The 14,178-nt window shown below is 61.3% G+C and carries 11 protein-coding genes, 1 tRNA gene and 2 rRNA genes (1 of these 14 only partly in view); 8 read left to right on the top strand and 6 right to left on the bottom strand.

The window, feature by feature from the left end:
• From ACT17R_RS07640 to ACT17R_RS07630, 3 genes are all read left to right on the top strand, one after another.
• Nucleotides 1-1,668: ribosomal RNA gene (locus ACT17R_RS07640) — 23S ribosomal RNA — on the top strand (it extends 1,125 nt beyond the left edge of the window).
• A gap of 116 nt (nt 1,669-1,784) precedes the next feature.
• Nucleotides 1,785-1,899, top strand: a 5S ribosomal RNA gene (gene rrf, locus ACT17R_RS07635).
• A 111-nt stretch (nt 1,900-2,010) separates the two neighbouring features.
• Nucleotides 2,011-2,087, top strand: a tRNA-Met gene (locus ACT17R_RS07630).
• Nucleotides 2,088-2,337: 250 nt separating this feature from the next.
• On the opposite strand, the gene ACT17R_RS07625 is transcribed toward ACT17R_RS07630, so the two are convergent.
• The 6 genes from ACT17R_RS07625 to ACT17R_RS07600 form a co-directional block, all read right to left on the bottom strand.
• On the bottom strand, nt 2,338-2,541 hold the full coding sequence (locus ACT17R_RS07625; protein ID WP_444809232.1) for a hypothetical protein: 204 nt from the start codon (nt 2,539-2,541) through the stop codon (nt 2,338-2,340).
• A 313-nt stretch (nt 2,542-2,854) separates the two neighbouring features.
• Entirely contained in the window at nt 2,855-4,000 is a 1,146-nt protein-coding gene (locus tag ACT17R_RS07620) for an oxidoreductase (protein ID WP_444809231.1), read from the bottom strand.
• Nucleotides 3,997-4,803, bottom strand: a complete 807-nt coding sequence (locus ACT17R_RS07615) for an alpha/beta fold hydrolase (protein WP_217372871.1) — start codon at nt 4,801-4,803, stop codon at nt 3,997-3,999. Before ACT17R_RS07615 ends, ACT17R_RS07620 begins: the two co-directional genes overlap by 4 nt.
• Nucleotides 4,804-4,811: 8 nt before the next feature.
• On the bottom strand, nt 4,812-5,279 hold the full coding sequence (locus ACT17R_RS07610; RefSeq protein WP_444809230.1) for a nuclear transport factor 2 family protein: 468 nt from the start codon (nt 5,277-5,279) through the stop codon (nt 4,812-4,814).
• A gap of 25 nt (nt 5,280-5,304) precedes the next feature.
• Entirely contained in the window at nt 5,305-6,597 is a 1,293-nt protein-coding gene (locus ACT17R_RS07605) for an acyl-CoA dehydrogenase family protein (RefSeq protein WP_444809229.1), read from the bottom strand.
• Nucleotides 6,598-6,628: 31 nt separating this feature from the next.
• The gene (locus tag ACT17R_RS07600) at nt 6,629-7,381 is read right to left on the bottom strand and encodes a glucose 1-dehydrogenase (protein WP_186401521.1); all 753 of its coding nucleotides are present in this window, start codon (nt 7,379-7,381) and stop codon (nt 6,629-6,631) included.
• 271 nt (nt 7,382-7,652) lie between these two features.
• Between ACT17R_RS07600 and ACT17R_RS07595 the strand changes: the two genes are divergently transcribed.
• The 5 genes from ACT17R_RS07595 to ACT17R_RS07575 are packed head-to-tail and all read left to right on the top strand — an operon-like array spanning nt 7,653 to nt 14,020.
• Complete coding sequence (locus ACT17R_RS07595; protein WP_444809228.1) at nt 7,653-9,920, top strand: TonB-dependent receptor; 2,268 nt, start codon at nt 7,653-7,655, stop codon at nt 9,918-9,920.
• Entirely contained in the window at nt 9,890-10,666 is a 777-nt protein-coding gene (locus ACT17R_RS07590; protein ID WP_444809227.1) for an SDR family NAD(P)-dependent oxidoreductase, read from the top strand. Before ACT17R_RS07595 ends, ACT17R_RS07590 begins: the two co-directional genes overlap by 31 nt.
• Entirely contained in the window at nt 10,654-11,685 is a 1,032-nt protein-coding gene (locus ACT17R_RS07585) for a phosphotransferase family protein (protein ID WP_186401524.1), read from the top strand. The genes ACT17R_RS07590 and ACT17R_RS07585 overlap by 13 nt, the downstream gene beginning before the upstream one ends.
• Nucleotides 11,685-13,316 (top strand): long-chain-fatty-acid--CoA ligase, encoded by a 1,632-nt coding sequence (locus ACT17R_RS07580; protein ID WP_234180499.1) that lies wholly within the window; start codon nt 11,685-11,687, stop codon nt 13,314-13,316. The genes ACT17R_RS07585 and ACT17R_RS07580 overlap by 1 nt, the downstream gene beginning before the upstream one ends.
• The gene (locus ACT17R_RS07575) at nt 13,313-14,020 is read left to right on the top strand and encodes a TetR/AcrR family transcriptional regulator (protein ID WP_186401525.1); all 708 of its coding nucleotides are present in this window, start codon (nt 13,313-13,315) and stop codon (nt 14,018-14,020) included. Before ACT17R_RS07580 ends, ACT17R_RS07575 begins: the two co-directional genes overlap by 4 nt.
• Nucleotides 14,021-14,178 lie beyond the last annotated feature (158 nt).

Genomic DNA, 14,178 nt, shown 5'->3' with positions numbered 1-14,178 from the left:
AACAGCTCACTGGTCTAAATAAGGGTTCCTGCGGCGAAAATGTAACGGGGCTCAAGACGTGCACCGAAGCTTAGGGTGTGTAGCAATACACGCGGTAGCGGAGCGTTCCGTAGGCTGATGAAGCGGTCTGGTAATGGACCGTGGAGGTATCGGAAGTGCGAATGCTGACATGAGTAGCGATAAAGAGGGTGAGATGCCCTCTCGCCGAAATCCCAAGGGTTCCTGCTTAAAGCTAATCTGAGCAGGGTAAGCCGGCCCCTAAGACGAGCCCGAAGGGGGTAGTCGATGGGAACCACGTTAATATTCGTGGGCCTGGTGGTGTGTGACGGTTTGCGTAAGTTGTCTGTCCTTATTGGATTGGTCAGGCTTCGAAGCAGATCCAGGAAATAGCCCCACCGTATAGACCGTACCCTAAACCGACACAGGTGGGATGGTAGAGTATACCAAGGCGCTTGAGAGAAGTCTCCTGAAGGAACTCGGCAAATTGCCTCCGTACCTTCGGAAGAAGGAGGCCCCACATTTGGGCAACCATTTGTGGGGGGCACAGGCCAGGGGGTAGCGACTGTTTAGCAAAAACACAGCACTCTGCTAAGTCGGCTTCAAGACGACGTATAGGGTGTGACGCCTGCCCGGTGCCTGAAGGTTAAGTGGAGGGGTGCAAGCTCCGAAACGAAGCCCAGGTAAACGGCGGCCGTAACTATAACGGTCCTAAGGTAGCGAAATTCCTTGTCGGGTAAGTTCCGACCTGCACGAATGGCGTAACGACTTCCCCACTGTCTCCAGGAGATGCTCAGCGAAATTGAATTCTCCGTGAAGATGCGGAGTACCCGCGGTTAGACGGAAAGACCCCGTGCACCTTTACTGCAGCTTCAGAGTGGCATTAGGAAAGAACTGTGTAGCATAGGTGGGAGGCTTTGAAGCGTTGGCGCCAGCTGACGTGGAGCCATAGGTGAAATACCACCCTGTTGTTTTCTGATGTCTAACCTCGATCCATGAAACTGGATCAGGGACCCTCTGTGGCGGGTAGTTTGACTGGGGCGGTCGCCTCCTAAAGAGTAACGGAGGCGCGCGATGGTAGGCTCAGGACGGTTGGAAACCGTCTGCGAGAGTGCAATGGCATAAGCCTGCCTGACTGCGAGACTGACGAGTCGAGCAGAGACGAAAGTCGGTCATAGTGATCCGGTGGTCCCGAGTGGAAGGGCCATCGCTCAACGGATAAAAGGTACGCCGGGGATAACAGGCTGATGATTCCCAAGAGCTCATATCGACGGAATCGTTTGGCACCTCGATGTCGGCTCATCACATCCTGGGGCTGGAGCAGGTCCCAAGGGTTTGGCTGTTCGCCAATTAAAGTGGTACGTGAGCTGGGTTCAGAACGTCGTGAGACAGTTTGGTCCCTATCTGCCGTGGGCGTCGAAATTTGAGAGGAGTTGACCCTAGTACGAGAGGACCGGGTTGAACATACCTCTGGTGTACCTGTCGTGGCGCCAGCCGCGCAGCAGGGTAGCTATGTATGGACGGGATAACCGCTGAAAGCATCTAAGCGGGAAGCCTCCCTCAAGATAAGATTTCTTAGAGCCGTGGAAGACCACCACGTTGATAGATCGGATGTAGAAGTGCGGTAACGCATGGAGCTAACCGATACTAATTGCTCTATTCGCGCTTGAAGAGTCCCACCATCAACGACAATCCTGTCAGGATTGTCCGCGATAAGTGGATGATTGATCAGACAGTATTGCACGGACATCGATTGAAACCCTTTTTGACCTACGCCGGCTTCATTGCTTGGTGACCATGGCGTCAGTGACCCACCCGATCCCATCTCGAACTCGGCCGTGAAACCTGACAGCGCCGATGGTACTTTGGCTTAAGCCACGGAAGAGTAGGACGTCGCCAGGCATTGCAGCCGGCGTAAGGTCGAGAAGAAACCCATTCACAAAGTTAGAGGCCGGCAGCGATGCCGGCCTTTTGCTGTTTTTGCGGCCCCAAACGGCGCCGCGCTCTGGTTGACGCGGGATGGAGCAGCCCGGTAGCTCGTCAGGCTCATAACCTGAAGGTCGTAGGTTCAAATCCTACTCCCGCAACCAGTATCTCCTTTGATTTCCATGATAAATTTCCCCTCGGGGGAAATCTGGAAGCACGCCCCTACATCATCGGTAAGCAAACCCTACGCAGACGGATTGTAATTTCCTTGTAATCCGGAAGCACCTTGCCGAGGCGGCGCGAGAAGCGGATTGCGACCACCGGTCAGCGGGCGAGGTGAGCAAACCTGTCAGGTGCGTTGCTGCAGCAAGAATCTGCGAATTCGCTCGCGCTCCTCCGGCGCGCATCGAGCCATCAGGGCACGAAGTTCACCCTCATCGCCTCACTAGCAGCGCCGAGATCTTCTGCCTTTTCGTACCAGCTGTGACCAGCGGCTGGGTTGCCGGCCTCCATATGCAGCGCGCCCAAGAGCGTGCATGGTCGGTAGCTGCTTCGTTCCAGCGCATGCGCTTCGAATGCAAGCGCCATCGCCTCTTCGTGCCGCGCCAGATCTCGCATCGCTCCACCGCGCGCGGTTGTGAGCGCCGATCGCAGTGTCGATTCCAGATCAGACCTGTTCGGCGCAGCCGCGGTCAGATCTAACGATCGCCTCAGTTCTCAGCCAACCTACATCGCTGGGTGAGAGCCGCCGCCCGGCAGCACGGTGCGGTTGTCTAGCGGGGCCTATTGCAGCGCAAACGGGTCGGCAGATATTTCCGTCGCAGCCGGGGGGACCTTAGCGAACCGCAGCGAACCGCTTCCGTTTAGCTTGGGGAACTGCGACCGCATTCGACGGAACGCAAAGCGACTACGCAGACTTCGAACAGAATCATTAATGATGTTCATACTGTTTGAGCGCAGTCGCGCGATCATAGGGGGTCAATTCGTCGATGCGGTGCTGTTCTATTTTCTCCAGCCAGTTGGGGTCGGCGAGGAGGACGCGACCGAGCGCGACGAGGTCGAATTCACCGCGTTCGAACATCGCAACCAGATCTTTCAGACGCCCCAGCATCGGCGAGGAAATCCCTTCGACGAAATCCTGCATCAGGTCGCGGTCCATGCCGATCGACCCCACAGTGATGACCGGCTTGCCCGTCACTTCTTTGATCCAGCCACCGAGATTTTTGGCATCGCCCGCGTATTCGGGCTCCCAGAAGCGGCGCTGCGAGGCGTGGAAGATGTCGACCCCAGCGCGTGCGAGGGGGTCGAGCCAGCGGTGCAATTCGTCGGGATCGCGCGCCAGCTTGACGTCATAGTCATAGGTTTTCCACTGCGACACGCGGAAAATAATCGCAAATTCTTCGCCAACCGCCGCGCGGCAGGCGGCGACCACCTCTGCGGCGAAGGTCGCGCGGTCACCGATGTCCGGCCCGCCGTAGCGGTCGTCGCGAAAATTGGTCTTATCCCAAAAGAATTGGTCGAAAATATATCCATGCGCGCCATGCAGTTCGATCGCGTCGCAACCGATCGCCTTGGCAGCACGAGCGGACTCGGCGAAAGCTGCGATAGTGTCGGCAATGTCGCGGTCGGTCATCGCCCGGCCGCCCGGTACGTCGGGACCAGCAAAGCCCGACGGGCTGACCAGCTCAGCGTGGGGCGCGTCGGGGTAGTTGAAATCGATACAGCCGCCGACATGCCATAATTGCGGGACAAACATGCCGCCTTCGCCATGGACCGCATCGACCGCGGCCTGCCAGGCGACGAGCGGCGTATCGCCGGCGAAGATGGGGATGGTGTCGGCAGCGACCGTGTGGTCGATCGCAACGCCCGTTCCTTCGGTGATGATCGTGCCGATACCCGCGGCAGCGCGGCGGCGATAATATTCCGCGCCATCGCCGGTCAGCACCCCGCCGGGCGCAAAATAGCGCGACATTGGCGCCATGCAGAAACGGTTAGGCGCTTTCAGCGATTTGCATGCGAAGGGCGCATGCAGGGGAGCGAGCAGGGCGGCAAGATCGTCGAGCGGTGCGGTGGTCATCGGTCAAGCTTTCTTACAAAGGCAAGTATCGCCTCATTATAGGCGGACGGGCTTTCCAGATGCGGCGAATGGCCAGTATCCATGGTGAGCAGCGTGCCTTTCGAGGCACAATTTGCCGCAAATCCTGCAATGGCTGGGTCGGCAATGCTGTCTTTCGCGCCGCCGATCGACAGCACGGGAAAATCGAACGATGCCAGCAAGGCGCGCTGGTCGAGCGTCGCCAGCCCAGCGAGCGTGTCGCTGGCGCGCGGTCCGGTGGCCAGGAATCCGCGCTCGACCCAACCGATCATCGCTTCGCTTGCGCCTTCGCCCGATGCGCCTTCGGCTAGCGCGCGGAAAAAGCCGGGGCGGTCGGCCGTGATCGCAGCGCCGATTCCCAGCACATCCTCGGGCAACCCGCCGTGCGGAAAGCCGTCGCCCTGGACATAGCGCGGCGACGCGCCGCAGGTAAGGATCAGGCCGGCGACGCGATTGCCCAGCAGATCGGCCGCGGCGACCGCGACGGCGCCGCCGAGCGACCAACCGTTGAGCACCACGCGCGGGGCGCCGCAGCGTTCGACGATCGCGGCCACGTCGCCTGCAATCGCGCCGATCGACATATCGCCGAAGTCGCGGTCGGAGCGGCCGCAGCCGCGGTGATCGACGACGATCGCGCCATGGCCCTCGGCAAGCAACGCCTCGACCGCCGAGGCCCAATAATCGCCCGACATGCCCCAACCGTGGATCAGCACAACGGCGAGGCCCGGCGCGCGGTGATGCTCGTAATAGACGCGACCGCCGTCATCGGTGTCGAGATAGGCCATGAAAACTCCTATTCAGGGGCGGACAAGGTCACGCCAGGCAGCGGGTTGAAGTGATACATCTTCACCTTGCGGTGCGCGATCTTCCAAACCCCGCCGCGACGCTCGAACCGATCGAAATAGCTGGCGCTGACGGTCTGTGCCTGCTCGTCGGCGGTGGTGCCGATGCAGTCGACGTCGCACACCCCGGTCGCTTGGTGGTCGCCGTCGAAAGCGATGACAAGATTGGTCGTGAAATGGCTCGACGCGAGCCAGGCGGGCCAGAGAATATCCTTGGTCACATGCGCGATGCCTTCGCTCCCCTCGAATTTGCCGAAGGGCGGGCCGATGTCCCACACCGCGTCGGGCCACCAGATGGCACTGAAGCGGTCCCAATCGTGCTTGTCGAAGCCGTGGCAGTAATCGCTGACGAGATCGTGCATCGCAAATCGGCTTTCGACACGGTCGAGACGCTGAGCGAAGTCAGGGGATTCGGACATTTCGGGCTCCTTGCGCCGCAGCGCATCAGTCGAGAAAAGCGGCAAATTTTTCGCGCGCGGCCGCGAGGCGCGTCGGCACGTGATAACTTGGGAAAGGGCCGTCGAACGGGCGGATATCACGCAAGATATCCTTTGCCACCCCGACCTTGTGAACCTCGGTCGGGCCATCGACGATGCCCATTTCGGGCACATATTGCCACATATCCATCAGCGGCGTTTCGTTCGACATGCCGAGCGAGCCATGGAGATGCAGCGCCCGATAGACGACGTCCTTAAGCACCCCGGGCATCGCTGCCTTGATCGCGCTGATTTCGCGCCGTACCGGTCGCGTATAGGACTTGTCGCGGTCGAGAAGCCAGGCAGCGTAGAGCACATGCAGCCGGAACTGCAGGATCTGCGTATAGCTGTCGGCTATTTTCTCCTGCACCATCTGCTTGTCGGCCAGCCTTTCGCCCTTGGTGGTTCTGCTGACGACGCGCTCGGTCATATAGTCCATCGCCTTGTTGAGCATGCCAACGGTTCGCATTGCGTGGTGGATGCGTCCGCCGCCAAGGCGCGACTGTGCGACCTTGAAGCCCTCGCCAACCGGGCCAAGGCGGCTCGCCTCCGGCACGCGGCAACCGGTGAAGCGCAGGTAGCCGTGGACGCCACTTCCGAGTTCATCCTTTGGCCCGACTGCGGTGTTGCGCACGATCTCCAATCCAGGGGTGTCGTGCGGCACGATCAGCATGGTCGAGCCCTGATGGACCGGGACATCGGGGTTGGTGATGACCATGACGATCAGGAATTCGGCGATACAGGCGTGGCTGGCAAACCATTTTTCGCCGTCGATCACCCACTCGTCGCCGTCGAGGCGCGCCCGGCAGGTGAATTCGGCGGGATCGGCGCCGGCCTGAGGCTCGGTCATCGAATAGCAGGAGACGATCTCGCCATCGAGCAGGGGCTGGAGATATTTGGCCTTCTGATCCTCGGTCCCGAAGCGCGCGAGAATTTCGGCATTGCCGGTATCGGGCGCCTGCGTCCCGAACACCGTCGGCGCGAAGCGGCTGCGGCCGAGAATTTCGTTCATCAAACCCAATTTGAGCTGGCCGAGACCCTTTCCGCCAAGCTCGGGGCCAAGATGACAGGCCCACAGGCCGCGCCGTTTGACCTCTTCCTTCAGCGGCGCCATGGCACGCGACGCGGGCGAGCGCGGATCGACGTGCGCGCCGGGGTTGCGAAAAACAAGGTCGAGCGGCTCGATCTCTTCGGCCACGAAACCGCGCATCCATTCGAGCTGCGCCTCGAACTCGGGGTCGGTCGAAAAATCCCAGGCCATCAGTCAAGGGTCCTTGCGCGCATGTCCACGCTCATTGCCCCGCGTACCATGCGCCATCGACCCAGAGCTCGGCGCCCGACACATATTTCGCTTCGTCCGATGCGAGATAGAGGCTGGCATAGGCGATATCCATAGGTTCGCCGACGATGCCCATAGGGATCGAGGCCTTGATCGCCGCATCCTGTTCGGGGGTGATGTCGCCGAGGATCGGTGTCTTGATCTGCCCGGGGAAGATCGTGTTGACGCGGATGCCCTGCTTGGCGAATTCGAGAGCGCCTGCTTTGCCCATCACGCGCACCGCGGCTTTGGAGGCGTGATAGGAAATGGCGTTCGGGCTGCCGATCAGGCCGTAGAGCGAGCTTATGTTGACGATCGCCGCATTGCCCGCGGCGAGCAGGGCAGGAACAGCGGCCTTCATCCCCAGAAAGACCGCGGTCTGGTTGATCGCGATCATGCGGTCCCAGCCTTGCTGTGTCTCATCGACGATCCCGCCCGGGTGGAAGATGCCGGCATTGTTGACCAGCGTCGTCAGCTGGCCGAACCGCGCGACGGCGTCGGCAACCGCAGCAGCCCAGCTGGCGGCGTCGGTCACGTCGAGATGAATGAAAGCCGCATTGCCGCCTTCCCCGGTGATGGTATCGACCACCGCCCGGCCCTTTTCGGTCTGAACGTCGCCGATCAGCACCGCGGCGCCTTCGCGGGCATAGAGGATCGCCTGCGCTTCGCCCAGACCGCTTGCGCCGCCCGAGATCAACGCCGACTTACCGTTCAGCCGGCCTGTCATTCTGCACTCTCCCAATCCGTCTCTTTGATAGCGAATCTTGTTACACACTTACTAGTTGAGAACAAGCAACAATATTTTTGATCTCGAAAAATAGGCAAAAAAATTATATTAAACAAATATATGGCCTCATCATCTTCTGCCTAAATTGCGGCGCTATCAAAATTTGCTTGTCGAAAACAACCAAGTGGGTCATTCTGAAATCGGAGCGTGACTCGCGAGCTTTGCACAGCGCATCCGCGAGAAAAATCACACGCCCGCCGATGGGAGAGAAATGACCATGATCGATCGCGTCAAATCCGTGCGCCTGCTCGCCACCGCCGCAATGATAGTCTGTCCGGCATCGGCCGCGAGCGCGCAGGAGGCTGGTGGCGAACCGCCGGCCGCTTCGTCCGGCGGCCTCGAAGAAATCGTCGTCACTGCGCGCAAGCGCGAAGAAAGCATGCAGGACGTGCCGGCATCGATCAGCGCGCTGTCGGCGAGCGAGCTTGATCGGCGGTTCGATTCTGATGTCCGCGATTTTGCCGACTCGTCGCCTAACATCGTGATCGACGATACCCAGCAGGGACCAGGCGGCGTAGCTGCAGTCTATATTCGCGGCATCGGGGTTGCCGACGTCGAGAAATCGGTCGATCCCGCGGTCGGCGTGGTGTTCGACGATGTCTATATCGGCCAAAGCTCGGGCAGCCTGCTGAAAGCGATCGATATCGACCGTGTCGAAGTTCTGCGCGGGCCGCAGGGGACGCTGTTCGGACGCAATGCGACCGGTGGGGTCATCAATCTCGCGCGCTCGCGCCCGACCTACGACCTGACCGGCAAGGCCCGGATCACATATGGCCGCTTTGACAGTTGGAAGGTGGAAGGGGTCGCCAGCACCGGACTGTCGGACAATGTTGCGGTGAAGGTCAGCGGCGCATATGAAAAATCCGACGGCTATATCTTCAACAGCTTTCAGAACCAGAACGGTCAGCGATCGGAATTCTACGCCGTCTCAGGCGCCCTGCTGTTCGAACCTACCGACAAGCTCGGCATTCAGCTCAGCTACGATCACCAGAAGACGAGGCAGGATCCGCCCCAACTTCTGGCGGTCAACCGGCCGACCGATCTGTTCTGCGTTGCCTACAGCCAATGTTCGCCTGCCCCGGGGGTGCCGACATCGGGTGACCGCTATACCAGCGTTTCGGATGGCCGGCTTGAAAAGAACGCGACATTCAAACTCGATATGGCCATCGCCAAGGCCAGCTACGATCTCGGCTCCGACATGCAGGTCGACTATATTTTCGGCTGGCTGAAAACCAATGAAGCGATCAACCAGGATTTCGATGCCGGGCCGCAGACGCTCTATCACACCGATCGGCCGGCGCGCTGGCGGCAGACGACCAACGAGCTGCGCCTGACGAAGGGCGGATCGGGTCCGCTGAGCTTCGTTCTCGGTGCCTATCTTTGGGATTCGGCCTACACGATCAACCTCAAGAACTATATCGGTTTTGCCGGGCCTGCGCTCCTCACCAGCGCGCAGGACGTCAGGCAGACCAACAAATCGTGGGCGATCTATGGCGAAGCCGACTACGAAATTGTCGATCGGCTGACACTGACGGTCGGCGCGCGCTACACCAAGGACAAGAAGTCGAGCATCGTCAACGATCTGCCGATCTTCTTTTACGACACGACGGTCGAGGAAAATCCGGTCGGAACGGCGCCAGGCGCGATCGTCATGGCCGATCCGGTTCGCGCGAGCTGGTCGAAATTTACGCCGCGCGTTTCGCTTCGCTACGAAATTACCGATCAGGCGATGATATATGCCCTGTGGTCGCGCGGCTATCGAGGTGGTGGGTTCAACGGGCGCCCGTCGACGATCGGCGCTGCTACAATTCCTTATGACCCCGAAACCCTCGACAATTACGAGGCCGGCTTCAAAACCGAGTTCGCGAACGGGCGCGTGCGCCTGAACGGCGCCGCCTTCCTGATGAAATATAATGACATGCAGCAGGACCTCGACGTCCCGGCGCCGGGAACCTCGACCGGACGCGAAAACCGAACGATCAACGCTGCGTCAGCCGAGCTCAAGGGTTTCGAGCTCGATCTGACCGCGCGCCCCGTCGACGGCTTTACGCTCAACGGAAACATTGGCTATCTCGATGCAAAATATAAGGATTTCATGGGCGACATCTACAGCACCGGGACCCCGATCGACGCGAGCTTCCTCAAGATTCGCCGCGCGCCGAAATGGACTTGGAGCGTTGGAGGCACCTATGAGGCCGATATCGGCAGCAACGCGTCGGCGTGGATCTCGGGCGACGTCCACTATATCGGCCCGCACGAGATTACATTCCTCAACAACCCGAACCTGCGTAATAGCGGTCAATATTTGGTCGATGCTTCGATCAACTTACGGTTCGACCGGACAACCATCAGCCTATTTGGGAAGAATCTGGCCGACGAAAAGGGTTGGACGATCGGTTACGATGTTCAGGGAGTGTGGAGCTATGCCGCGCCGCGCCCGCGCCGGACATGGGGTGTCGCCGTGACCCAGACCTTCTGAGCGAACCGGCGATGACGACACCGACGAAAGCTGCGCCCCGCCGATGGGTCGTCACCGGGGCATCGCGAGGCTTGGGCCTGGCGATTGCCCGGCTGGCGGCCGGCAAGGGTGATCGCGTAGCGCTGGTAGCGCGCGGCGCCGATATCGAAGTCCGGGCGAAAGCGATCGGCAAGGCCGCGATCGGGGTGGCTGCCGACGTGACCGATCCGGCATCGGTCACGGATTGCTGTGCGGAAATTGCCAAGCGGTGGGGCGGGATCGATGTCCTGATCAACAACGCCGGCCTGCATCGCGGCGGACTGATCGGTTCGCTGGCGCAGGGCGATTGGCAGGCGGTGCTCGATACCAACCTGTCGGGGCCGCTCAACTTCGTGCGCGGTGCCTTGCCGCATATGGGCGCAGGCGGATCGATAGTGAACATCGGCGCGGTCGTCGGCCTGCGCGGCTTTGCCGGCGACGCCGCCTATGGCGCGTCAAAGGCGGGACTGGCCGGGCTGACGCAAGTGCTGGCGGTCGAACTCGCGCGGCGTGGGATCCGTGTCAATTATGTCATTCCGGGTTTTACCGCGACCGAGATGACCGCGGGCATTTCGGCGCGCGCCAAGGCCAAGCTGGTCGCCAGCATCCCGCTCGGCCGCGAAGGCACCGCCGAGGAACTCGCCGACGTCGTCTGGTGGGTCGCGGGGTCGCCCTACATGACCGGATCAATCATCTCGAACGACGGCGGACTTCTGTGCAGGTTGTAAGCGATCCGGCCGAGCGGCTTTCCCGCTGGTTGGAGCGTGAAGCCGGAATTTCCGAAGCACGGATCGTTCGGCGGCTGACGGGCGGCAATGCCAATGTGACCAGTCTGGTCGAAACCGCGCAAGGACCGATGGTGCTTCGCCATCCGCCCGCGGATACCGTGTCGGACCTGGCGGCTGCAGGCATTGCGCGCGAGTATCGAGTTACCTCGGCAATCGCCGGCAGGGCGCCAGTTGCGGAACCGATCCTCTTTTGCGACGATCCGGCGGTGCTCGGCGCGCCCTTTTCGCTGACCCGGTTTGTCGGCGGCACGGCGATCACCGACGCCCTGCCGCCCGCCTATCCCGACACCGTCGCGACGCGCGATACGATCGGCCACGCCCTCATCGACGCGCTGGCGAGCGTCCATGCGATCGCGCCGGTGCCCGCCGGTCTGGGCGACATCGAAAAGGCGCGAAACTTCGTGGTCCGTCAAATCGAGCGGTGGCGGGCGGTGCGATCCGCCCATGCCGTCCGCGACCTTCCGCTGATCGAGGCGATCGGCGCCTGGCTAGCGGAGAACGCTCCGGAGCCGGAAGCAGTGCGCATCGTTCATTGCGATTATCACCTCGACAACCTTCTGTTGGCCCCCGATGCACCGGAAGTGCGGGCGATTCTCGATTGGGAGATGGCGACGCTCGCCGATCCAATGGTCGATGTCGGGCTGGTCACCGCGATGTGGAACCGCGACGAACGTCTGCCGCTCGGCTTCGCCTTCGTCCAGCGCGTGTCGAACCTTTCCGGCGTGGTGACGGGTTCGCAGCTGGCGCAGCGCTGGTCGAATGCGACCGGGCTGTCGATCGACCATCTGGGATATTTCCAGGCATTCGCGCTTTGGCGGCTCGCCGCGATCGTCGAAGGCGCTTATGGACTGTTTCGGCAGGGTCAGGTCGATGGCTCCTATGAGCGCGGATTGGAGAAGGACGTTCCTGCATTGCTGGAAGCCGCACGGCGGATCGCCGCGGCTGAGGGGATGGCGTGATGGACGCGACCATGATGCACGAGCCGCTGGGCACTGCGACGATCATGGCGCATGGCGAGCGGATTCACGCAAACAGCCGCATCGGACTGTTCGATGGCGAACAGGTGACATGGCGCAGTTATGCCGAGACCGCCGAACGCGCGCGCCGGCTGGCGGCGGCGTTGCAGGCCGCAGGCGTCGGGCCGAACACCCGCGTCGCGACGCTCAGCTGGAATGATTTTGCGCATTTCGAGGCCTATCTGGCCGTTCCCGCGATGGGGGCGGTCCTGCACACGCTCAACCTGCGCCTGCATCCCGATCAGCTGCGTTATATCATCGCCGATGCCGAGGACGCGTTTCTGATCGCCGACGGTTCGCTGCTGGCGGGACTGCTGCCGCAAATGAACGCGTCGGACAAGCTAGTGCGTATCATCGTCACCGGCGATACGACTGGACTCGCGGAGTTGGAAAAACCCTGGACGCCTTATGAGGCCTTCGTTGCCGAGCACGCGCCGCTTGCCGATTTTCCGGTTCCCGATGAAGCCGCCGCTGCGGCGACCTGCTATACATCAGGAACGACAGGCGATCCCAAGGGGGTCGTCTATTCGCATCGCACCATTTTCCTGCACAGTATGGCGTCGATGGCGGCCAATGCCTTTGCGCTTCGCGAGAGCGATACGATTCTGCTGCTGCCGCCGATGTTTCACGCCAATGCGTGGGGCCTGCCCTTTTCTGGCTGGCTCGCCGGGGCTGACTTCGTGCTGCCGGGCCCCCATTTGCAGCCCGAGGCGATCCGCGCGATGATCCGCGCGACCGCGCCGACCTTTACCGCGACCGTTCCCACGATCCTCAACGACCTGCTGCTCGCCGATGCGAGCGATCCGGTCGATATGACCAGCTTTCGGGTTATCGTGGCTGGCGGATCGGCGGTGTCGGAGGGGCTGATCCGCGATGTCGAGCGCCGCTGGGCTATCCCGTTGATCCAGGGTTGGGGCATGACCGAAACCAGCCCGCTGTGTGTGCTGTCGCATCCGCCCGCCGATGCTCCGCCCGACGAGGCACGCCGCCTGCGCGCCAAAAGTGGGCGTCCGGTGGCGGGGGTCCGGGTGCGGCTGGTCGACGACGCAGGCCAACCGGTTTCCGAGGACGGCCGGAGCGTCGGTCGACTGCAGTTGCGCGGGGCGTGGATCGCGCGCGGTTATCACCGCGGCGCCGGTGCAGGCGTCCTGACCGGCGACGGCTGGCTCGACACCGGCGATGCCGGGACGATCGACGAACGTGGTTATGTCCAGGTCACCGACCGGCTGAAGGATTTGATCAAATCGGGTGGCGAATGGATTCCGTCGGCCGAGCTCGAGAACCATGTCGCGAGCCTGCCCGGGGTCGATCTGGCCGCGGTGATCGGCATTGCCGACCCACGCTGGGAGGAGCGGCCGCTGGCAATCGTCACCACTATCGACGGCACCCGTCCCGATTTTGCGGGTCTGCGATCGGCGTTGCAGGGCCGGGTCGCGCGCTTCTGGATTCCCGAATATTGGGCGCATGCCGACAGGCTACCATTGACCAGCGTCGGCAAGATTGACAAGCAGGCCCTGCGTGCCGCGGTCGCAAACGGCCGGACGGGTTTTGAAAGGGTTGACGAATTTTCATGAACGCACCGTCTTCGATGAAAGGCAAGGCGTCGCTGCGCGAAGTGACCGAAAGCCATCGCGTCGAGCCCGTCAAGGGACGCGCCAAGCCGCGCGCCAGTCGCCGCACCCAGGCGGAGCGCACTGCGCTGTCCGATGCGCGCATGTTCGATGCCGCGATGCAATTGATCATCGAACAAGGAACCCACGCGACGACGTTGAAGGCGGTCGGCGAACGCGCCGGCTATTCGCGCGGACTGGCATCGAGCCGTTTCGGTTCGAAGGATGCACTGTTCGGGCAACTGGTGTTGCACTTCAACACCGGCTGGACGCAGGAGCTGGCGAACAAGGTGGGCACCCGCGGCGGCGCGCAGGCGTGTCTGGCGGCCTTGCGCGCGGTCGAGGGCTTTCTGGCAAGCCATTCGGGTTACATGCAGGCGATGTACATCCTGTGGTTTGAATCGATCAGCTCGCACAATGATGTGCGCGACCATCTTGCAGCGTATCACGAAATTTATCGCCGCGACGTGGCGCATTGGGTGAAGGAAGGTATCGCAAGCGGCGAGATCGACCCGTCGGTCGATGCCGAATGCTATGCTTTCGGCTTTTGCAGTTTCATCTTCGGGACGATTTATCAGTGGCTGGTCGCACCCGGCAGCGTCGATCTGCCTAAACAGTTCGAAGCGTTCCGCCGCTCCACCGCCAAGGCCTTTGGCATCGCATATTGATTCGCTTGGCGAATCTCATTTAAATTAATAAAATCAAGATAATAACCAACCAGTTTTACGCTTGATATTTCATTTGCTAGACGCTAGCAAATAAATGAGACGGATGCCGATGGCGGCGCCGGTTTATTGGGAGAGTTGGCTTGGCCCGGGCTGTCGAT

The organism is Sphingopyxis sp. Q841 (assembly GCF_052384365.1).
Lineage (GTDB): Bacteria > Pseudomonadota > Alphaproteobacteria > Sphingomonadales > Sphingomonadaceae > Sphingopyxis > Sphingopyxis terrae_A.
Note: the sequence above shows the minus strand (reverse complement) of the source record. Positions and strands in the feature narration are given on the sequence as shown.